17 protein-coding genes and 1 tRNA gene are annotated in these 19,084 nt (G+C 72.1%); 8 read left to right on the top strand and 10 right to left on the bottom strand.

The annotated features are described in order from the left end of the window. Nucleotides 1-251 precede the first annotated feature (251 nt). Nucleotides 252-425, top strand: coding sequence for a hypothetical protein (locus tag R2J75_RS10515; protein WP_243345933.1), 174 nt, complete (start codon nt 252-254; stop codon nt 423-425). A gap of 97 nt (nt 426-522) precedes the next feature. Here the strand turns inward: R2J75_RS10515 and R2J75_RS10510 are convergent, their stop codons facing one another. After that, entirely contained in the window at nt 523-669 is a 147-nt protein-coding gene (locus R2J75_RS10510) for a hypothetical protein (RefSeq protein WP_243330460.1), read from the bottom strand. 161 nt (nt 670-830) lie between these two features. Continuing rightward, the gene (locus R2J75_RS10505; protein WP_243330458.1) at nt 831-977 is read right to left on the bottom strand and encodes a hypothetical protein; all 147 of its coding nucleotides are present in this window, start codon (nt 975-977) and stop codon (nt 831-833) included. A 190-nt stretch (nt 978-1,167) separates the two neighbouring features. On the opposite strand from R2J75_RS10505, the gene R2J75_RS10500 reads away from it, so the two are divergent. Beyond that, nucleotides 1,168-2,007 carry a tyrosine-type recombinase/integrase gene (locus R2J75_RS10500; RefSeq protein ID WP_316410090.1) on the top strand — a complete coding sequence of 280 codons (840 nt, stop codon included), beginning with the start codon at nt 1,168-1,170 and terminating at the stop codon, nt 2,005-2,007. 4 nt (nt 2,008-2,011) lie between these two features. Beyond that, on the top strand, nt 2,012-3,136 hold the full coding sequence (locus R2J75_RS10495) for an IS91 family transposase (protein ID WP_316410089.1): 1,125 nt from the start codon (nt 2,012-2,014) through the stop codon (nt 3,134-3,136). A 619-nt stretch (nt 3,137-3,755) separates the two neighbouring features. Here R2J75_RS10495 and R2J75_RS10490 read toward each other — a convergent pair. Together R2J75_RS10490 and bshA are read right to left on the bottom strand one after the other, a co-directional pair. Then, nucleotides 3,756-3,832: transfer RNA gene (locus R2J75_RS10490), tRNA-Met, on the bottom strand. Between the two features lie 12 nt (nt 3,833-3,844). Continuing rightward, the gene (gene bshA / locus R2J75_RS10485) at nt 3,845-4,990 is read right to left on the bottom strand and encodes an N-acetyl-alpha-D-glucosaminyl L-malate synthase BshA (RefSeq protein ID WP_243330448.1); all 1,146 of its coding nucleotides are present in this window, start codon (nt 4,988-4,990) and stop codon (nt 3,845-3,847) included. 86 nt (nt 4,991-5,076) lie between these two features. Between bshA and R2J75_RS10480 the strand changes: the two genes are divergently transcribed. Together R2J75_RS10480 and R2J75_RS10475 are read left to right on the top strand one after the other, a co-directional pair. Next, nucleotides 5,077-5,331 carry a YggT family protein gene (locus R2J75_RS10480; RefSeq protein WP_243330447.1) on the top strand — a complete coding sequence of 85 codons (255 nt, stop codon included), beginning with the start codon at nt 5,077-5,079 and terminating at the stop codon, nt 5,329-5,331. Nucleotides 5,332-5,341: 10 nt separating this feature from the next. Continuing rightward, complete coding sequence (locus tag R2J75_RS10475; RefSeq protein WP_243330444.1) at nt 5,342-5,905, top strand: DivIVA domain-containing protein; 564 nt, start codon at nt 5,342-5,344, stop codon at nt 5,903-5,905. A 67-nt stretch (nt 5,906-5,972) separates the two neighbouring features. Here the strand turns inward: R2J75_RS10475 and R2J75_RS10470 are convergent, their stop codons facing one another. From R2J75_RS10470 to coaE, 3 genes are read right to left on the bottom strand one after another with little or no spacing between them, the layout of a single operon-like run. Further along, nucleotides 5,973-7,676, bottom strand: a complete 1,704-nt coding sequence (locus R2J75_RS10470; RefSeq protein WP_243330440.1) for a phospho-sugar mutase — start codon at nt 7,674-7,676, stop codon at nt 5,973-5,975. A 57-nt stretch (nt 7,677-7,733) separates the two neighbouring features. Beyond that, nucleotides 7,734-9,113, bottom strand: coding sequence for a TldD/PmbA family protein (locus R2J75_RS10465; protein WP_243330438.1), 1,380 nt, complete (start codon nt 9,111-9,113; stop codon nt 7,734-7,736). 2 nt (nt 9,114-9,115) lie between these two features. Beyond that, complete coding sequence (coaE, locus tag R2J75_RS10460) at nt 9,116-11,221, bottom strand: dephospho-CoA kinase (RefSeq protein ID WP_243330436.1); 2,106 nt, start codon at nt 11,219-11,221, stop codon at nt 9,116-9,118. A 223-nt stretch (nt 11,222-11,444) separates the two neighbouring features. Between coaE and R2J75_RS10455 the strand changes: the two genes are divergently transcribed. Both R2J75_RS10455 and R2J75_RS10450 read left to right on the top strand, forming a co-directional pair. Then, entirely contained in the window at nt 11,445-13,520 is a 2,076-nt protein-coding gene (locus tag R2J75_RS10455) for a hypothetical protein (RefSeq protein ID WP_316410088.1), read from the top strand. 126 nt (nt 13,521-13,646) lie between these two features. After that, the gene (locus R2J75_RS10450) at nt 13,647-15,647 is read left to right on the top strand and encodes a hypothetical protein (RefSeq protein ID WP_316410087.1); all 2,001 of its coding nucleotides are present in this window, start codon (nt 13,647-13,649) and stop codon (nt 15,645-15,647) included. A gap of 143 nt (nt 15,648-15,790) precedes the next feature. Here the strand turns inward: R2J75_RS10450 and R2J75_RS10445 are convergent, their stop codons facing one another. Genes R2J75_RS10445 through R2J75_RS10435 form a run of 3 tightly spaced genes read right to left on the bottom strand, consistent with a single transcriptional unit; the run spans nt 15,791 to nt 18,286 of the window. Further along, nucleotides 15,791-16,540 carry an energy-coupling factor ABC transporter ATP-binding protein gene (locus tag R2J75_RS10445; protein ID WP_243330431.1) on the bottom strand — a complete coding sequence of 250 codons (750 nt, stop codon included), beginning with the start codon at nt 16,538-16,540 and terminating at the stop codon, nt 15,791-15,793. Further along, the gene (gene cbiQ, locus R2J75_RS10440; RefSeq protein ID WP_243330430.1) at nt 16,537-17,346 is read right to left on the bottom strand and encodes a cobalt ECF transporter T component CbiQ; all 810 of its coding nucleotides are present in this window, start codon (nt 17,344-17,346) and stop codon (nt 16,537-16,539) included. Before cbiQ ends, R2J75_RS10445 begins: the two co-directional genes overlap by 4 nt. Nucleotide 17,347: 1 nt before the next feature. Next, a complete protein-coding gene (locus tag R2J75_RS10435; protein ID WP_243330428.1) occupies nt 17,348-18,286 on the bottom strand; it encodes an energy-coupling factor ABC transporter permease in 939 nt (312 codons plus the stop codon). A 129-nt stretch (nt 18,287-18,415) separates the two neighbouring features. Here R2J75_RS10435 and R2J75_RS10430 point away from each other — a divergent pair, with 129 nt between their 5' ends. Further along, on the top strand, nt 18,416-19,075 hold the full coding sequence (locus R2J75_RS10430; protein WP_316410086.1) for a hypothetical protein: 660 nt from the start codon (nt 18,416-18,418) through the stop codon (nt 19,073-19,075). Nucleotides 19,076-19,084: the final 9 nt, after the last annotated feature.

Here is a 19,084-nt window from a genome sequence, read left to right as displayed (position 1 = left end):
CCCATGATGGCCGCCCTGCCTTGTTCCGCCCTGCTGCTCCGCGCTGGGCCACCCCGTCCGGAGGCAAGGGGGATCTGCCGGGTCACCGGATCCCCATTGGAGAACCGCCTCAGCTGCCATCCCATCGCCATCCAAGAACACGGGTGCGACCTCAATGGCCGATCCGCAGCCATCCTGCTCAAGGCCTGCCCGGAATGCTACCTGCGGGCCGATGGCGCACCCAGAAACCAACCCGCACCGGACCCATGTCCATGAACCAGATCTGGTTTCTTCCCCTGACCCTCCTGGTGGGGATTGCCGGTTTCCGGACAAGCCTGCACACCAGGAAGGTCAACCCCAAGGACCACGGCTGGTGGCTGATGCAGGCCATCGGTTGGTTCCCTCTCCTCTGCTGGCTCCTGAGCCGGGTTGTTGCCCAGGACTGAAAAGCTGTCCCCCGGGCGCTTCACGGGCTGGAGGGACTTTAGGATCCCGTCCTCCCGCTCGCGCTGTCATCGCAAGATATGCGTCCAGTAGAGCCCTTCACCCAGCCCGGGCAGCAATCTGCCCGGGCTGGGTGAAGGTATCCACCTCGGCCAGGATCCTCAGCTTGGAATTGACGTCGAACCGACGACGCTTGGGCCGGGTCGGGTCCACTTCCCCGCTGCCCAGTTTCACGACCTTGCTCATGCTGCTCTTTCCCTCTACGCCATACCTCTAATCCTACGGAAAACTCCTGTCTCACCATTGTTGGCAGGGGGGGGAAAGGGTGTGATCCAGGCCCAGGACCATGCATTCACAGACTTCGACCATGTGCTGGACCACGGCAGTGTGGTCGGGCTGCAGATGAGCTAGGTGGACTGGTTCGACGCGGCCACCTTGTCGTCCACGGAACGCCGGCCGGGGGCGCCGCGGCGCCCGGAGGGTGCCGCCTCCACTTCGCTACGCTCCGTTCCGGCGGCACCCTCCGGAAGGGTTTGGGGCTTGTTTCTGCTCATGGGGAAATCCTCTCCTGTTGGGGGATTTCCTTCACCTCAAACTGTCAACTTGGACGAAGCCGCTTCGCGGCAGGGGTGATCAGCGTCCGTCCAGCCTGATCGTCCAATAAGGCTTGCGGGATCTACAGCTTGCAGTCCCCATGGATGTGGCGGTGTTACAGCACCAGCCCCACATTCATGGAGGACTGCAATGGCGGTCAGTTTATCTCTGTCCCGGTTCGCCGGGGACCTTCAAATGGCGAACCGCGCCCATAAGACGATCCAGCAGTACGTCGCATCGGTGAGGCGTTTCGAGGAATTCCTTGGCCACGACCCATGCGACGCCAGCCAGGAATCGGTGCGGCGGTGGGTGGACGTCCTCCGGCAGCAGGCCATCGGAGCCTCCCGGCTGGCCCTCCACTACTCAGCCTTGAAGTTCCTCTATGCCCGGACCCTGGGCCAGCCCGAGAAGGTGGCCTGGATCACCGTCCCCAAGGCCAAGGCCCACCTGCCTTCCACCTTGAGCCAGGCTGAGGTTGCGCGGCTGCTGGACGGGTTCACCACCACGAAATACCGCACCTTCTTCACTCTGGTCTACGCCACCGGCCTGCGGATCAACGAGGCCTGCCGGCTCGAGACCCGGGACATCGACGCCATGCAGCAGGTGATCCACGTCCGCGATGGAAAGGGCGGCAAGGACCGGATGGTGCCCATGGGGGCCAAGCTCTACCGGGCGCTGCGGACCTACTACAAGCACATGCAGCCCCCGAAGCCTTGGCTGTTCGCCTCCAAGTCGGGAGGGCCCCTCTGCGCGGACACCGCCCGGCGCGCCCTCCTTTGCGCAGCGGCCGTCTCCGGCATCGGCAAGTTCGTGAACCCCCACCTTCTGCGCCACGCGTTCGCGACCCACCTGCTGGAGAGCGGCGAGGACCTGCGCAAGATCCAGGTGGTCCTGGGCCACGCCAGCATCACCTCCACCCAGATCTACACCCAGGTGGCGCCAGGCCAGATCGCCGCCGTGCGAAGCCCTCTGGAGGACCTGCCGGAGTAGGGCGGTGGGGTTCACCCGACCCCGTTTCGACATCGCCGACATCGTCCGCCTCCACCGCGACGCCCTGGAAAGCCGGGTTGCCTTGAACCGGCAGCAGCGCCGCGTCCTCACGGCCATCGGCCAATGCCGCACCGCGGCCCTGGGCGGGCACAAGGAGGTCTGCGAGCACGGTGACTTCGAGCGGATCGCCTACAACTCCTGCCGGGACCGGCACTGCCCCAAGTGCCAGGCCCTGGCCCAGGAACGCTGGCTCGACAAGGAGACCCAGCGCCTCCTGGACGTGCCCCACTTCCACCTGGTGTTCACCCTCCCGGCGGAACTGCGGTTCCTGGCCCGGCAGTATCCGGCCAAGTTCTACGGCGCCCTGTTCCGGGCAGCGACGAAGACCCTCCTGAAGCTGTTCCGGAGCCGACTGAAGGCCATTCCCGGCCTGCTGCTGGTGCTGCACACCTGGACCCGGGAGTTGACCTTCCACCCCCACCTCCATGTGCTGGTCACCGCCGGGGGCCTCGCCCTCGACGGCGGAGGCTTCATCCCCAGCGGGAAGAATTACCTGTTCCCGGTGGCCATGATGGGTGAGGTGTTCCGGGCCAAGATGCTCAACGCCCTGGGCCGGCTCCAGGCGAAGGGCGCCTTCCCTGAGGTCCCGAAGGAACTCTACGCCAGTCGGATGGCCACGGTCAGCGATCTGGACTGGGGCGTCCACGCCAAGAAGCCGTTCGGGCACTCCAGCCATGTGGCCGGCTACCTGGCCCGGTACACCCACCGGGTCGGCATCGCCAACTCCCGGCTCCTGGACGTCACCGAGGACCGGGTGACGTTCGCCACCAAGAACGGCAACACTGCAACGGTCCACCCCGTGGAGTTCCTCGAGCGCCTGGTCCAGCACGTCCTCCCCCCGGGCTTCCACAAGATCCGTCATGCCGGCCTCTACGGCTCCCTCCAGGCTGGCGGCCTTCTGGAGAAGGCCAGGGCCATCGTCGGGACCTGCAAGAAGCCCCGGAAGGATCCATCCGACCTGGAACGGGTGGAACGCGAATCCCAGACCTGCCCGGTCTGCGGCGGGGCCCTCCGTCGGACACCCCTGCCCGCCACCATCCGCGCACCGCCCGAGGACGATCCATGCTGACCGTCCCCACAACGCCCATGACATCAACTCCCGGCCTGCCCGGTTGGGGTGGCTGGACCGGGGTCTGCCTGCACCTCAGCATCCCGCCGGGAACGGTGATCCCGAAGGGCGGATCTGAGCCCCACGGAACGATCCAGGGAGCCATCGGGTCCCCTCCCGGGCTCCGACCCATTTCGAAATCCCCATAGCCCGGTTGCGCCGGCCCCCTGCCGCTACGGGCCTGTCCAAGAACGTAAGATCGGGCTGCGCGTCAGCGCGCCGGTCAAGGCGTACGCTCGTGTTCCTGCGAGCCCGATTTACTAACTATTGTCTGGCGGGAACGGGGCACGGCCCCCCGGCAGACCCACTCTCCGACCAACTCAGGTGGGCTGCAACGTATGGGCCGCACAGAGGAGATCATACCTACCGTAGGCCGCTGGCTTTGAGAAGCCGACTTGTGGCACCGCCACGAGGCCCCTTGATGGATGGCGGGCGGAGAGGAACCCAGGGGAACCTCAGCTTCTCTACCGCTTCACCCACCATCCGTTTTGGGCGCTTTCCGGGCACTTTTCCGCAGCGATGCCGGCTTCCGGGCCGATAAGGAAAGCCCCCGAAACCTTTGGTTTCAGGGGCTTTGTGTTGGTGGCTGGAGACAGACTCGAACTGTCGACCTAGGGATTATGAGACCCTCGCTCTAACCACCTGAGCTACCCAGCCGGAACGCCTAGTCTAACGTGGAGATCCCCCGAAATCCACTGTTGTTTTGGGGACGGCCAGGCAGCGTTCGTAGACGGCCTCGTACTGGTCGATGATCGGCTTCTCTTCGAAGGTCTCGAGGGCCCGGGTCCGGGCGGAGGCGCCCATCTGCTTGCGGAGGACGGGGTCGCGCAGGAGGGTGAGGGCGTCGTCGGCCATGGCTTCGGTGTCGCCGAGGGCCTCGAGGTAGCCGTCCACGCCGTGGCGGACGACTTCGGGGAGGCCGCCGACGCGGGTGGCAATGACGGGGACGCCGTGGGCCATGGCCTCGAGGGCGGCGAGGCCGAAGCTCTCGGTGGCGCTGGGGAGGAGGAAGACGTCGGTGCAGGCCAGGACCTTCTCGATGTCCAGGGTCTTGCCGGTGAAGCGGACCTCGTCGGCGAAGCCCTTTTCCCGGGCGTAGGTCTCGGCCTCGACCCGGTCGGGACCGTCGCCCACCATGGCCAGGCGGCAGGGGTGCTCCTGCCGGACGCGCTCGAAGGTCCTCATGACGTCCATCACCCGCTTGACGGGGCGGAAGTTGGAGATGTGGGTGAGGATGGGCATGTCGCAGGGCGCCAGCCATTCGCGGCAGCGGGGGCTGGGGTTGGCGGGCGCGGTGACGAAGTTGGGGATGACGTCGATGGGGCGGTCGACGCGGAAGGTGCGCCAGGTCTCGTCCTTGAGGTACTGGGAGACGGAGGTGACGGCGTCGGATTCGCGGATGGCGAGCTTCACCATGGACAGGTAGCTGGGGTCGGAGCCCACGACGGTGATGTCGGTGCCGTGGAGGGTGGTGACGACCTTGAGGCGCCCCTGGAGGGCCATGCGCGCCAGGAGGGCGGCGGAGGCATGGGGGATGGCGTAGTGGGCGTGCATGATCTCCAGGCCGTGGTGCTCGGCCACGTCGGCCATCTTGGAGGCCAGGGCGATGGAGAAGGGGGCCGCCTCGAAGAGGGGGTAGGGGCTGGCCGTCACTTCGTGGAAGATGATCCGGTCCTCGAAGCCCAGGAGCCGGGGAGGGACGGAGGGGCTGAGCAGGTGCACTTCGTGCCCCCGCGCGGCCAGCGCCTTCCCCACTTCCGTGGCCACCACCCCGGAACCGCCGAACGTGCTGTAGCAGGAGATCCCGATTCGCATTTCATCGTTGTACTGCACTTCCCGGGGCATGTCCAAGGGGACGACAGGGCGGTTCCGGCTATCATGGGCGGTGACAGGTGCCGAACATGCCCATTCTTGTATTCCTGGCCGACAAGCTGATCACCTTGCTGACCTTGCTCATCCTCATCACGAGCCTGCTGTCCTGGGTGCAGCCCGATCCGCGGAACCCCTTCGTGCGGGCCCTCCACGCCATCGTCGACCCGCTGCTCCACCCGATCCGCAGCATCCTCCCCACCGCCGGCGGCATGGACTTCAGCCCCATGGTGGCCATGATCATCCTCCTCGCCCTGCAGCGCCTGCTGCTGGGCGGCCTCACCTGAGGGCCCTCCCATGAAATTCACCCCGCTCGACATCCAGCGCAGGGAATTCGAACGGACCTTCCGGGGCATCAACGAGGAGGAGGTGCGCGCCTTCCTCCTGGAGGTGGCCGGGGAATGGGAGGAGGTGCAGCAGGAGAACCAGCGCCTGCGCAACGAGATCCTCGACCTGCGCGAGCACCTCCGCCAGTACCAGGACCAGGACCGGATCTTCCGGGAGACGCTCCTGAACGCCCAGAAGACGAAGGAGGAGATCCTCGACGCGGTGAACCGGGAGAAGGCGCTGATCCTGCGGGAGGCGGATTTCAAGGCCGACGAGCTGCTCCGGGAGGCCACGGCCCGCTCGGGGGAGCTGGAGGTGCAGATCCGCACGCTCAAGCTGGAGCGGGTGCGCTTCCTGCAGGACATGGACGCCCTCGTGGCCCGGACCCGGCGGTTCCTCCAGGAGGAGGCGCCGGAGCTCTTCCCACCAGCCGAGCCGACGCGCAAGCTCAGCGACCAGGACGCGGCGCGCCTGGATCAGCTGGCGGCCGTGCCGCCCAGGCGGGGGCCCCTCCCGCCCGCCGACCTGCCCTGAGGGGTCAACGCCCGAAGGCCCGGCAGCGCCCTGGGGGCGGTGCCGGGCCTTCGTTCGGTGCGCCGGATCAGAGTCCGAGGAGCTGCCGGGCCTCGGTCTCCATGCGGTCCAGGAGGGCCTCATCGGTCCGGCTCTGGAGGTAGACCTTCAGCTTGGGTTCGGTGCCGCTGGGGCGGAAGGCGGCGAAGGCGCCGCTCTCCAGGCGGAACTTGAGGACGTTGCTGCGGTCGATGGGCGTGGCGACTTCGCGGCGGTCGGGGCTGTCGACGATGGTCTCCTCGCGGCCCTCGCCGTGCCAGAGGCCGGTCTGGAAGTCCTCCCAGCTCACGACGCGCTCGCCGGCGAAGGCGGTCAGGCCGGCCTGGCGGATGCGGGCCATGGCCTCGGCGAAGCGCACGGCGCCGCCGGGCCGGGGATCCTCGAGGTTGACGAGGCGGTTGTGGTAGGCGCCGATGCGGGCCTTGAGGGCCTCCACGGCCTCGTAGGGGCCCATGCCCTTGGACTTGTAGTAGCCGACCATCTCGGCCACGACGAGGGAGGCCAGGACGCCGTCCTTGTCGCGCATCTGGTCGCTGAGCTGCATGCCGAAGGACTCCTCGGCGCTGAAGGCGTAGGTCTCGCCCCGCTTCTCGATGAGGTTCATGCAGATGGCGATGTTCTTGAAGCCGGTGAGGGTCCACATGACCTCGAGGCCGTGGTGCCGGCCCACGACGGGCAGCAGGTCGGAGGTCACGACGGTGGTGACCATGGTGCCCTTGAGGCGCTTGAGGGTGCAGAGGTAGTCGAGGGTCAGGGCGGCCAGGTCGTTGCCGCTCATGAGCTCCCAGGTCCCGTTGCGCTTGGCGACGAGGCCGATGCGGTCGGCGTCGGGGTCGTTGGCCAGGACCACGTCGGCGCCCAGGCGTTCCGCGTCGGCGAGGGGGGCCTTGTAGGCGGCGATCTCCTCGGGGTTGGGGCGGGGGGCGGTGGGGAAGGTGCCGTCCTGGACGGCCTGGGCGGCGCAGATCTCGAGGGGGATCCCGGCCCGCTTGAAGAGCTCGGGCACGAAGGCGATGCCGGTGCCGTGGAAGGGGGTGTAGAGGACCTTGGCGGGGCGGAAGCCCTCGGGGCGGGTCATGAGGGAGAGGCCCAGGGCCAGGTAGCCCTCCTCGAGCTCGGCGGGGATGGGCTGGATGCGGGCGTCGCCCTCGGCCGCGGGGGGCTCGGGGACGAGGGGGAACTGGGCCATGGCGGCCTCGATCTCGGCGTCCCAGGGGGCCACGACCTGCGCGCCCTTGTCGTCGTAGGCCTTGTAGCCGTTGTATTCCTTGGGGTTGTGCGAGGCCGTCAGGATGATGCCGCAGGCCGTCCCCAGCTTGCGCATGGCGTAGCAGAGGAAGGGGGTGGGCAGGGGGCGGGTGCCCAGGTACACCTGGTACCCCTGGGCGGCCAGGACGCGGGCGGCTTCCCGCGCGAAGACGTCGGACTGGAGCCGGGTGTCGAAGCCCACGAGGGCGGTCTTCGCCTGGGGGGCGCGGGCCTTGGCCACCTGGGCCAGGGCCAGGGTGGTGCGGCGGACGTTGGGCTTGTTCATGCGGCGGAGGCCCGCGGCCATGATGCCGCGCAGGCCGCCCGTGCCGAAGGCCAGCGGTTCGAAGAACCGGTCGTTGACCTCCACCCCGGCGGCGGCGTCGCCCGCGGCGGCGGCGGCGACGAGGGGCTCCAGCTCGGCCCGGAGCTCGGGCTCGAGGTGGGGGGAGGCGAGGTAGGTGCGTGCTGCTTCAAGGGACATCGATATCCTCTTCATTGGGTCTTGCTCCACCCTACCACGGCGGGGCGGAGGGGGTTTTCAGCCGCCGATGCTCATGTCGGCCAGGAGCATGGAAAGGCCGGCGCTGCTGCCGTACCAGTGCAGGTCGTCCCCCAACGCCTCGATGCGGGTGAGGAAGTCCCTCAGGTTGCCGGCGAAGGTCATGCGGTCCACGCTCTCCGCCAGCTCGCCCCCGCGGATGCGGATGCCGCTGGCGCCGACGCTCAGGTCGCCGGAGACGGGGTCCACGGTGTGGAGGCCCATGAGCTCGGTGATGAGGATGCCGTCGCCGGCCTTCCGGTAGAGCTCGGCCACCGGGGTGGCGCCCCGTTCGGGGAAGAGGTTGAACGTGGTGACGCCCGGGTTGCTGCCGGTGCCCCGGCCCGCGGTGGCGGTGGGGGCGACGCCCATTTCGGCGGCGGTGCGCAGGGTGTGCAGGTAGGTGCCCAGGACGCCGTCCTGGATGAGGACGTTGCGCCGGGTGGGCAGGCCTTCGCCGTCCCAGGGCTCGGACCCCAGGCCATCCGGCAGGCGGCCGTCATCCACGAGGGTGAGCAGGGGGCTGGCGATGCGCTCGCCGAGCTTGTCGGCGAAGAGGCTCCGCTTCTTGAGGACGGCCTCGGCGCTCAGCATGCCGGCGACGATGCCCAGGATGTCCACGGTGACCTCGGGATGGAGGACCACGCTGTAGCGTCCGGCCTCCACCTGGGCGGGGCGGAGCTTGCGCTCGCCCTTGAGGGCGGCCTCGCGGCCGATGGCGGCCAGGTCCAGGGCGCCGGGGTGGCGGCCGATGTCCCAGTGCCAGGCGGCCTGGCGGTCACCGTCGGCCTCCACGGCCAGTTCGATGGATCCGGAGCAGGAGGAGCCCAGGTCGAAGGCGCGGACGCCCTTCTGGGTCAGGAGGAGGGAGGCGCCCTCGCCGTCGGCCCAGGAGGCCTCGCGGACGGCGACGACGCGCTGGGAGGCGCGGCGGGCTTCGGCCTCGAGGTCCAGGGCCCGGCGGATGCGGTCCTCGGGGGCCAGCAACTGGCCCCGGCCGTCGTACCGGGAGGGCAGGTCGTCGGCGCCGGCGGGCTCGGCCTGGCGGGTCCAGGGGTCCTCGTCGCCGAGGGCGCTGAGCTCCCAGGCCTGGGCGAAGAGGTCGCGGAAGTCGGCCCGGGTCAGGTCGGTGGTGGTCGCGATGCCGGTGCGGACGCCCTTGGCGCCCCCACGCAGGACGCGGACGCCGAGGCCGCCGCGCTTGCTCGTGGTGAGGTCCTCGAGGGCGCCGTTCTGCACCTTGGCCCGGCGGCTGCGGGAGACGGAGACGAAGGCCTCGGCGCCCTCGGCGCCCAGGGCCTGGGCGTGGCGGATGCCCTCCTGGAGGCGGCCTTCGAGGGCCTCGGGGATGAAGGACTGGAAGATCCCGGAATCGGTCATGGCTAGATCACGCTCGGAAGGGGTTCGGCCGTGCCGCCCACGACGAGGGCGGGGCAGAGGATGGTGGGGAGGGCGTCGGAGACGGGCACGCCCTGGCCGTCCTTGCCGCAGGTGCCGATGTCGAAGTGGTCGAGGTCCCGGCCGATGCGGGTCAGGTCCTTGAGGACGGCCGGCCCGCACCCGGTGAGGGTCGCGTTGCGCACGGGGTGCTTCACTTCGCCGTTCTCGACCCAGTAGCCCTCGGTGACCTGGAAGACGAAGTTGCCGGTGACCGTGTCCACCTGGCCTCCGCCCATGTGCTTGACGAGGAGGCCCCGGTCCAGGTCCGCGAGGATGGTCTTGGGATCCTCCTGGCCCGGGGCGAGGAAGGTGTTGCGCATGCGGGGGATGGGGATGTGGCGGTAGCTCTCGCGCCGGCCGTTGCCGGTGGGCTCGACGCCCATGCGCCGGGCGGTCTTGCGGGACTGGAGGTAGGCCTTGAGGACGCCGTTCTCGATGAGCACGACGCGCTGGGCGGCGCGGCCCTCGTCGTCCATGGCGCTGGAGCCCCGCTTGTTGGGCAGGGTGCCGTCGTCGATGATGGTCACGCCTTCGGCGGCCACCTTCTGGCCCAGCTTGCCCGAGAAGGCGCTGACGCCAGCCAGGGCGAGGTCGGCCTCGAGCCCGTGCCCGCAGGCCTCGTGGATCATGGTGCCGCCGGCGCTGCTGGAGAGGATGACGGGGAAGGTGCCGGCGGGGGCCGGCTTGGCGTCCAGGGCCTGCATGGCCAGGCGCACCGCCTCGTACACCGTGGCCTCGACGGCCTGGGACTGGAAGAGCTCGAAGCCCCGGGTCTGGCCCAGGGCCTGGTAGCCGCTCTGGAGGAGGTCCCCCTCCCCGGCGGTGACGTTGATGCGCAGGACGCTCTGGATGCGGCGGTCCTGGGTCAGGGTGGAGGTCCAGCCGGAGGCGCCGCGCTCGCTGGCGGCGATCCAGACGTTCTGGGTGCTGTCGCCGTAGCCCACGGCCACCTGGCGCAGGGCGCCGGGGCGGATGGCCTCGGCGCGGCGGCGGGCGAGGTAGTCGGCGCGCCGGACCAGGTCCACCTTCTCGGGGAGGGGCACGGCGGTGGGTTCCCGCTCGATGGCGCTGGGCTTGGGCAGGAGGTGGCGCTCCAGGCCGGGCACGTCGACGGGGGCCCCGGTTCCGGGGGCCGCCAGGGTCCGGGCCGCCTCCAGCAGCTCCTCGGCGCTGGGGGCGATGAGGTCGGCGAACCGCGTGGCCTCGCCGTCGATGAGGCGGAGGCCCACCCCGAAGGTCTCGCCGGCGGCCACGTCCTCCATGCGGCCGTCGTCCATGCCCAGGGCGCAGGCCCGCCGCTGCTCCACGAAGATCTCGGCGTAGTCGCCGCCGCGGCCCAGCATGGCCGCGAGGACGGCGTGGAGCTCCTCGGGGCTGAAGGGGGAGGTGCCGGTGCGGCCCCACTTGCGCTCGCGGGCCGTCTTCCAGTGGGCGAGGAGGGCGCCCTCGGCCTTGGTGAGGCTCTCGTCCAGGTCCCGGCCGTCGTTGCGGAAGACCTGGTCGGCGTGGAGGCGCTTCTCGGCGCCGGCGCTCTGGGCGTAGATGCGGTCCATGGCCCGGGCCGTGTCCAGGCCGTCCCGCTCCATCAGGCGCTTGAGCCGGATGTCGTCGGGGGCGTCGACCACCCACAGGGCGTCGAAGATGTGGGCCTGGCCCCGCTCCACCCAGAGGGCGGCGTCCAGGACGGCCCCCTTGATGGTGGGGGGGAGGGCCGCCAGGCGTTCAGACAAACGCTGTTCGATGAGGGGGTGCAGGATGGCCTCGAGGCGCTCCCGCTTGGCCGGGTCCTTGAAGATCAGGTCGCCGAGTTTCTCCCGGTCCAGGGTGCCGGTGTCGGCGAGGATGCCGTCGCCGAAGGCGGCGACCAGGGCCTCCAGGCCGGGGGTGCCCGGCTGGACGACTTCCCGGGCGACCTGGTCGGCGTTGATCACCTCCCAGCCCAGGTAGCGCAGGCGCTGGGACGCATAAGTCTTGCCCGCGGCGATGCCTCCGGTGAGCCCCACGACGGGGTAGGGGGCCTCGAGCAGGCGCTGGTTGAGGGTCGTCATGAGCAGTGCTCCAGCAGGGTGGACCCCCCGAACCAGCCGGGGGGTGCCTGCCATTATGCCTTCACCCGGGCGCGGACGCCGGGGCTGAACGCGTCGGGGCCCGGGCGCCATGGCCCAAGGCCCGCGCGAACCCAAGGTCTGCGCGGATCCGGGAACCTGACGGATGGATTTAACATTCATCCCCCGTGCGCCCCCGGAGCTTCCGGGGACGCCTGGAGGCGCCATGGTCCCCCATCCCCTATCCGTCCTCCTGGCCGTCGCCCTCCCCCTGGCGGCCCAGCCCGCGGTCCTGTCCCGCCCGGATCCCCCGGAGGCGGAGCGGAAGGACGAGGGGGAGCGGGAGACGCCGGCCCAGCGGTTCCGCTTCGGCAGCCATTTGACCGTCCGGAGCGGCGACCTCCTCCTGGTGCTGGAGGAGGCGCGCTACGGCCTCTTCCACGCGGGGGCCAAGGTCCAGGCGCAGCGGGAGGGCGCGGGCCCCCTGGTCCTCCTCGACGCCGCCGGGCGCGCGACGTCCCTGCGGCCGACCGGGAAGGACGAGGCCGCCACCTGGAAGGCGGTCCTGGCCCATCCGGCCTGGGGCGGGTTCGGGGACCGGCTGGTGGCGGAGGACCTGCTGGCCCTGAAGGCCCGGCTGGAGGCGGTGGGGGCCGATTGCACCCGGAAGGGCCAGCGGCCCTTCTGGGCGCCGTGGACCGCCCAGGCGGTGGCGGATCTGGCCTGGATGGCCCAGGGCGCCCGGGGGAAGGCCCCGGAGAAGGCCCAGGGGGACCCGCGGGCGTGGGACGCCAGCGTGCCCGTTCTCCAGGTGGAGGTCTACCGCCGGGGGGCGGTCTGCCTCCGCCTGGCCATGGACGCGACGGGGGTGTCGGCGGCCCGGGCGGATTGCGCCTTCGGGACGGGGGACCTGGTGCTGCAGAAGACCCGGGAGGGCCAGGCGATCCGGACCCAGGTCGGGTTCCAGGCGGGGCAGGGGCCCTCGGGCCAGTTCGAATGGCTGGGCCCCTGGGCCCTGGATCCCGTCCAGACCTATCCGGAATTCCTGGAGGCCTGCGCTGGCGCCGCCTTCGCCGCCGAGGATCTGGCGGCGGCGCGGACCCTCGTGGCCCAATGCCTGGCGGACGGTCCCCGGTCCCCCCTCCTCAGGGAGCCCCTGTTGAAGGCCCTCCTGGCCAACCTGGACGCCCTGGCCGAACGCGTTCCGGCCTCCGCGCCGGCTGCCCTGGCGGCGGCCGAGCCTCCGGAGGCCAGCGGCGGGGAGCGCATAGCGCCGGACACGCCCGCGCGCGGGCTGCCGGCCCGCTTCCAGACCTTCAAGGCCGGGCGCCTGAGCCTCGGTCTTGACCAGGCGGGGTATTCGCTCCTCGATCCCCTGGGCTTCCAGGAGGTGAACCGGCTGGTCGCGGGCCGCCTGGCGTTGGCCTCCGAGGGCGGGCGCTGGACCTTCGGGATGCGGGGGGACGAAGACGAGGCCGCCTTCTGGAAGCAGGTCCTGGAACACCCCTCGGGGCGAGCCTGCGCCGCGGCGCTGCCGGCCGAGGACCTGAAGGACCTCCGGGCCCAGGTGGAAGCGCGGCTGTACACGGGGATGCGCCAGAGCCCCAAGCCGGCCTGGGTCCTGGCCGCCGGCCGGGCCTGGGCCGACCTGGGCCGCCTCCTCAGTGTGGAGGCGCCCCAGGCCGCCCCCACGCCCGTGCAGGTGGACACCGGCCAGGGGTCGGACCGCCCCGTCCTTCCCTCGCCCGTGGCGTCGGCGGAGCCCGTCCTCCCCGCGCCCGCGGCGCCGGTCCTGGAGGAGAAGACGCCCGTGGAGCGGGCCGTCACCTGGTCGGCGGAATCCCGCCTCGGGTACCGGATCGAGGTCCGGCCCTCGGGCTATGACCTCCGCCTGGGCGGGCTGCGGCTGGTCTTCGCGCTGGGGGGCTCCGGGCGGGACGCGTGGGTGACGTTCACGGTCTCCGACGGGAAGGGCCACGCCTACACCCGCACCCGGACCTTCCACGCCCGGGCCCCCAGGGCCTCGGAGGACGTCCTGGGGGCGCTGGCCGAGGAGCACTACGACGCCTTCGAGCTCATGCCCCTCATCGAGGCCTGGCGCGAGGGCGGCGAGGACTGGATGCGGCCCCACGCCGGCCTCCGCGCCCTGGACGACCTGGAGACGGTGCTGCTGGACCGGCTGGAGGCGACCGCCGCGGTGGAGCCCCGGCCCGCGGATCTGGCGGCGACGTTCCTGGCGACCATGGAGGTGTCCCGCTTCGCCCAGCACGTGATCGAGGCGCTCGCCGGGCCCGTGGATTGACGCCGCGCCCCTTCGAGGGATCCGGGAACCCGGAACGCTTATTGTTCATTCATTCCGTGGACGCCCCGGGATCTGGCCCGGCCTGTCCGTAAATGCAGCGCGCCCGCAGGGCGCCCGGGAGTCCCCATGCCTTGTCGTGCCCTTGTCCTGGTCCTGGCCGCCGGCCTTTGTCTGGCCGCCCAGCCCGTGAAGGGAGGGGCCGGGGACGCGGAGGAGGTCAAGGCGCCCTCGACCGCCTCCAACGGGGCCTCGGACGCCTGCCTCACGGCCAGGAGCGAGTCGCTGAACCTGGTGATCGACCGGGACACCTACGCGCTGTTCGATCCCGCCAGGCAGCTCCTGGTGGACTGGCGCGAGGGGGGGCCGCTGGCGCTGTCCGACGGGCGCTCCCTGTGGGAGGTGGCGCGAAAGTCCTCGACGGATGACGGCGCCTTCTGGCGCCACCTCCAGGACGGCGACCTGTGGCGGGCCTTCCGGGAGGGCCTGGACCCGGCCGATCTGACGGAGCTGCGGCGCCAGGTGGAAGGGCAGGTGGCCAAGGCCACCCTTCAGGGGGACCGGCCGGATTGGGCCGCCATGGCGGGTCGCGCGCTGGAGGACCTGGGCTGGATGGCCCGGGGCGTCGGGAAGCGGTCCGCGCCGCCCCAGGCCGAACGGAAGGACCCCGGACCCGTCCTCCATGCGGAGATCCACGCCCTGGGATCCGCCAGCCTGCGCCTGACCCTGGACACCCAGGGCCTGGGGCGGGCCAACGCGACCCTTGCGCTGGGCCAGGGCGTCTACCGCCTGCAGAAGGTCCTGGAGGGCCGGGCCTACCGGACCCGGGTCCGCTTCACCTCCGGGAAGGGCTCGGAGGTCCGGTTTCAGGGGCTGGGTCCCTGGGCCCTGTCGCCGTCGCGGACCTATCCGGACCTCCTGAAGGCCGCTTCGGGCCACTACGGGGCCGGAGACCTGGAGGCGGGCCGGGCGCTGGTGGCCAAGCTCCTCGCCGACGGGACGCGGGCGCCCCTGCTCCGGAATCCGCTCCTCACCTGCGTGCTGGCCGACCTGGACGCCCTGGCCGCCCTCGGGGAGGCCGCGCCGGCGCCCCCGCCGCAGGGCGGCAGCGGGCCGACCTCGATCTTCCAGGCCTTCAAGGTCGGGCGCCTGACCCTGGGCATCGATCCGGGGGGCTACGCCCTGGTCGATGGGAAAAAGCTGCTGGACGTGGAGCGGACCCTCGCGGGGTCCCTGGAGGTGTCCGGCCCGCGGGGGCGCTGGACATTCCCCAAGGCCGAGGGCGTCGAGGAGGCGGCCTTCTGGCGGGACCTGCTCGCCGGGAAGGCGGGGGAGGCCATCCGCGAGGCCGAGGCCTCGGAGACCCTGCTGACCCTGAGGGCCGATGTGGGCCAGAAGCTGGAGGCGAGCCGGGCGCGGACGCCGGAGCCGGCCTGGGTGCCCGCGGCCCGCATGGCCTGGGCCGACCTGGGGCGGATGGGCCAGCTGGAGGCGAAGGCGGTCCGGGCGGAGCCGAAGCCGTCCGACCTCCCCTCGCCCCTGGCGGCCGCGGTGCCGGTCCTGACCTCGCCGGTGGCGGCCGCGGTGCCGGTCCTGACCTCGCCGGCGGCGGCGCCGGTCCTGGAGGAGAAGACGCCCGTGGAGCGGGCCGTCACCTGGTCGGCGGAATCCCGCCTCGGGTACCGGATCGAGGTCCGGCCCTCGGGCTATGACCTCCGCCTGGGCGGGCTGCGGCTGGTCTTCGCGCTGGGGGGCTCCGGGCGGGACGCGTGGGTGACGTTCACGGTCTCCGACGGGAAGGGCCACGCGTACACCCGCACCCGGACCTTCCACGCCCGGTCGCCCAGAGCGTCCAAGGACGTCCTGGGGGCGCTGGCCGAGGAGCACTACGACGCCTTCGAGCTCCAGCCCCTCATCGAGGCCTGGCGCGAGGGCGGCGAGGACTGGATGCGGCCCCACGCCGGCCTCCGGGCCCTGGACGACCTGGAGGCGGTGCTGCTGGACCGGCTGGAGGCGACCGCCGCGGTGGAGCCCCGGCCCGCGGATCTGGCGGCGACGTTCCTGGCGACCATGGAGGTGTCCCGCTTCGTCCAGCACGTGATCGAGGCGCTCGCCGGGCCCGTGGACTGACGCACGGGCCAGGCTGCGTCCCCAAGGCTCCCGAGGAAAAACCGAGGGCAGGCTGGGTAAAGGCCGTCCGAATGGCTGCTAGTGTCCGCAGATCGAATCACCGGAACCACCTTGTTCCGATCCTTCGGGCTGGCAAGGGTGAGCTAGCGGCCGCAGACGGGGCAGCCCTGCATGGCGAGGGGTTTTTCCAGGCGGCAGGCGGCGAGGAGGTCCGCGTCGCGGAAGAGGGGGAGGGTGGGGCCGTCGGCGCGGAGCTGGCCGTCGTGGAGGACCAGGGTGCGCGGGCACAGTTCCAGCACGAGGTCCACGTCGTGGGTGGCCACGAGCTGGGCGTGGGGGAAGGCCCGCAGCATCTCGATGAGCTGGCGGCGGCCCCGGGGGTCCAGGCCGGAGGTGGGCTCGTCGAGGACGAGGATGTCGGGCTCCAGGGCGAGGGCGGTGGCGAGGGCCGCGCGGCGCTTCTCGCCGGCGGAGAGCCGGTAGGGGGGCTTGGGCGCGAGGCGGAGGGCGTCCACCTGCTCCAGGGCGGCCCGCACCCGCGCGTCCACCTCGGCCTCGGGGAGGCCCTGGTTCCGGGGGCCGAAGGCCACGTCCTCGTACACGGTGGGCATGAAGAGCTGGTCGTCGGGGTCCTGGAAGACCATGCCCACCGCGCGGCGCACGGTGTCCAGGGCGGCCGGGGCCACGGGGACGCCCCCCACGGCGACGGTGCCCGCGGCGGGCAGGAGGGTGCCGTTGAGGTGCTGCAGGAGGGTGGACTTGCCGGCCCCGTTGGCGCCCACCACGGCGACGCGCTCCCCGGGCGCCAGGGCGAAGGCGAGGCCGCGCAGGGCCCGGGTGCCGTCGGGGTAGGCGTAGGCGAGGTCCCGGACCTCCAGGATGGGGGCGCTCACGGCCGGCCTCCCAGGATCAGGGCGCCGGCGGCCGAGGCCAGGTCCCAGACCCGGGCGCAGGCGAAGAAGGCGGCCCAGGCCGCGAGGAAGGCGGTGTCGGCGGGGCGCCACGCCAGGGGGCGCCGGTCCGGGAAGCGCCCCGTGAAGCCCCGGCTCAGCATGGCCACGTGCACGCGGCGGGCCCGGTCCCAGGCGCGCAGGAGGGCGTGGCCCGCGAGGGAGGCGAACTCCGCCGGCGAGGTGCGGCGCCCGAAGGCGCGCAGGGCGCGGGCCCGGTTCAGGCGGAAGGCCTCCTCGCCCAGGACGAAGGCGTAGCGGTGGAGGAAGGCCAGCTGGCGCGTGAAGGCGGCGGGGGCCCCCAGGCGCTCCAGGGCCCGGGTGACCCCGTCCACGCCCGTGGTGGCCGCGAGGGCCACCGCGGCGCTCACGGTGAGGGCGAAGCGCAGGAGGATGGAGGCGAAGCTGGCCCAGCCCCCGGTGAGGGCCGCGCCGCCCAGGTCGGCCACGGGGACCCGGTCAAGGAGGGGGTTGAAGGCCGCCAGGCAGAGCACGAAGGGCAGGGCCGCCAGGAGGCGGCGCCCCAGGAAGGCGGCGGGGACGCCCCCCAGCGCTGCCAGGGCCGCCGGGAAGAGGGCGTAGGGCGCGAGGGCCGCCACGGCGTAGCGGGGGAAGCTGGCCACGGCGAGGATGAACAGGGCCGTGGCCGCGACCTTGGCCCGGGGATCCAGCCGGTGGATGGGGGAATCCCCGTGGGCCAGCTCGTCGAGCGTGGCGAAGTGATGGAGGGCGGCGGCCCGGAAGCCCATGTCAGGCGGCCTTCCGCCAGGCCCGGAGGGCCAGGGCCGCCGCCAGAGCGAGGGCCAGGGTCAGGGCGCCGCCGGCGAGGCCGGCCAGGGAGGTGCGGGCCGGGGTGGCGGGGGCGCCGGGCGGGGCGTAGTCGGGCAGGGGCGCCCGGGCCTGGACCCGGGCCAGGGCGCGGTGGATCCGGTCGCCGGCCGGGGCCGGTTCGGCGCCGGCCACCCGGGCGATGGCTCCTTCCAGGCCGTCGGGGGCGCGGGAGGCGAGGACGCTGAGCCCCCCGGCCGTGCCCAGGGCCAGCAGGCCCACGAGGGCGGAGGCCCGCCATCCGCCCCGGCTCGGCCCTTCCACGAGCTCCGGCCGGGCGCGGTGCAGGAAGCGCACCACCGCCACGGTGGCCAGGCCCTCCACCAGGCCGATCACCAGGTGAATGGGCAGGAGGGCCGAGAGGAAGGCGCCCAGGGGCAGCGCCGTGATGCCCGAAAGCCGGGTCTCGAAGGCCACCCCCGCCGCCCCCAGCAGGGCCGAGGCGACGGCCGCCGCGCCGATCCCCAGGTCGCGCCGGCCGGCCCCGGGCCGCACCAGGAGCGGATGGGCGATGAAGACGGGGATGAAGCCCAGGTTGAAGAGGTTGCAGCCATAGGCGAGGAGCCCGCCGTCGGCGAAGAAGAGGGCCTGCACGAGGAGCACCGAGGCGAGGGTCAGGAAGGCGGCTTCCCGCCCCAGGAGGAGGGCCAGGAGGAGGCCGCCCCCCAGGTGGCCGCTGGAGCCGGTGCCCGGAATGGCGAAGGTCACCATCTGGAGGGCGAACACGAAGGCCCCCAGCACCCCCGTGAGGGGGGCCGCGGCCGGGGTCCCCTTCCGGGCGCTGCGGGCGAGGCTCCAGGCCGATGCCGCCCAGAAGGCCCCCCCCACCGCCGGGGACACCAGCGCATCGGACATGTGCATCAGGCCTCCGGGAAAGGTGGCTTCCATTGTGCCTGACGGGTCCGGGGGGGGCAATCGGGGGCGGAACCTCGGTCCCCTGGGTGGCATTGGAGGTTCATGTGCCCCCCGCCGGGGGCCCGAGGGGGATCCATGCGCACCGTTCACCGCACCGTCCTGCTCCTGGCCGCCAGCTCCCTGGCCCTCGCGGCCGGCCAACTCCCGGTCCTGGGGCGCCCGGCGCCCCAGCGGCCCCGGTCCCGGGTCTACCAACCCTCCTCCCGCGTGCCGGCGGCCACCCGCCCCGCGACGCCGGAAACGGAGGGGGCCCCGGCGCCCAAGGGCCGGAAGCTGCCGCCGGTCATCGCGGAGACCGACGCGGACGGACCGGATCGGATCTGGGGCTGGCGCTGCGGCGGCGCGAGCGTGGGGATCCGCCACTGCGGGGGCGGGGTCGGCGGCGATGGCCTCGTGTGGCTGGAGCTGGGGGGCTGCTGGATCAAGGTGGTGCAGTTCGACGACCATGTCCGGGTGACGGTGGGGATCGGGGACCAGCGCCTGGCCCGGAAGGCCCTGGTGGCCTACCGGGAAGGGGACGGCGCCGCCCTCTTCCAGGCGGGGACGGCCCCCCTGGACCACCTGTGGCGGCCCCGCCTGGAGGAAGCGGCCCACGCCGTGCGCGAGGCCTTCCTGGGCCTCCCCCCGGACGGGGCCGACACCGGGTTCCTGCGCAAGGGACTCGCCTTCACGTGGCGGGAACTGGGCTGGCTCGCCGGGGTGCGGTCCTCGGCCGCGGGCCGGACCCTTCCCTGAAGCCGCGGG

Source organism: Mesoterricola sediminis, assembly GCF_030295425.1.
Lineage (GTDB): Bacteria > Acidobacteriota > Holophagae > Holophagales > Holophagaceae > Mesoterricola > Mesoterricola sediminis.
Note: the sequence above shows the minus strand (reverse complement) of the source record. Positions and strands in the feature narration are given on the sequence as shown.

Excerpts from the sequence above, each read along its gene's own strand:
- R2J75_RS10510 (WP_243330460.1), bottom strand. The coding sequence starts at position 669 with ATGAGCAAGGTCGTGAAACTGGGCAGCGGGGAAGTGGACCCGACCCGG.
- cbiQ (WP_243330430.1), bottom strand. The coding sequence starts at position 17,346 with ATGGGCTTCCGGGCCGCCGCCCTCCATCACTTCGCCACGCTCGACGAG.
- coaE (WP_243330436.1), bottom strand. The coding sequence starts at position 11,221 with ATGACGACCCTCAACCAGCGCCTGCTCGAGGCCCCCTACCCCGTCGTG.
- R2J75_RS10435 (WP_243330428.1), bottom strand. The coding sequence starts at position 18,286 with ATGCACATGTCCGATGCGCTGGTGTCCCCGGCGGTGGGGGGGGCCTTC.
- R2J75_RS10515 (WP_243345933.1), top strand. The coding sequence starts at position 252 with ATGAACCAGATCTGGTTTCTTCCCCTGACCCTCCTGGTGGGGATTGCC.
- R2J75_RS10450 (WP_316410087.1), top strand. The coding sequence starts at position 13,647 with ATGCCTTGTCGTGCCCTTGTCCTGGTCCTGGCCGCCGGCCTTTGTCTG.
- R2J75_RS10465 (WP_243330438.1), bottom strand. The coding sequence starts at position 9,113 with ATGACCGATTCCGGGATCTTCCAGTCCTTCATCCCCGAGGCCCTCGAA.
- bshA (WP_243330448.1), bottom strand. The coding sequence starts at position 4,990 with ATGCGAATCGGGATCTCCTGCTACAGCACGTTCGGCGGTTCCGGGGTG.
- R2J75_RS10505 (WP_243330458.1), bottom strand. The coding sequence starts at position 977 with ATGAGCAGAAACAAGCCCCAAACCCTTCCGGAGGGTGCCGCCGGAACG.
- R2J75_RS10455 (WP_316410088.1), top strand. The coding sequence starts at position 11,445 with ATGGTCCCCCATCCCCTATCCGTCCTCCTGGCCGTCGCCCTCCCCCTG.
- R2J75_RS10475 (WP_243330444.1), top strand. The coding sequence starts at position 5,342 with ATGAAATTCACCCCGCTCGACATCCAGCGCAGGGAATTCGAACGGACC.
- R2J75_RS10500 (WP_316410090.1), top strand. The coding sequence starts at position 1,168 with ATGGCGGTCAGTTTATCTCTGTCCCGGTTCGCCGGGGACCTTCAAATG.
- R2J75_RS10480 (WP_243330447.1), top strand. The coding sequence starts at position 5,077 with ATGCCCATTCTTGTATTCCTGGCCGACAAGCTGATCACCTTGCTGACC.
- R2J75_RS10430 (WP_316410086.1), top strand. The coding sequence starts at position 18,416 with ATGCGCACCGTTCACCGCACCGTCCTGCTCCTGGCCGCCAGCTCCCTG.
- R2J75_RS10470 (WP_243330440.1), bottom strand. The coding sequence starts at position 7,676 with ATGTCCCTTGAAGCAGCACGCACCTACCTCGCCTCCCCCCACCTCGAG.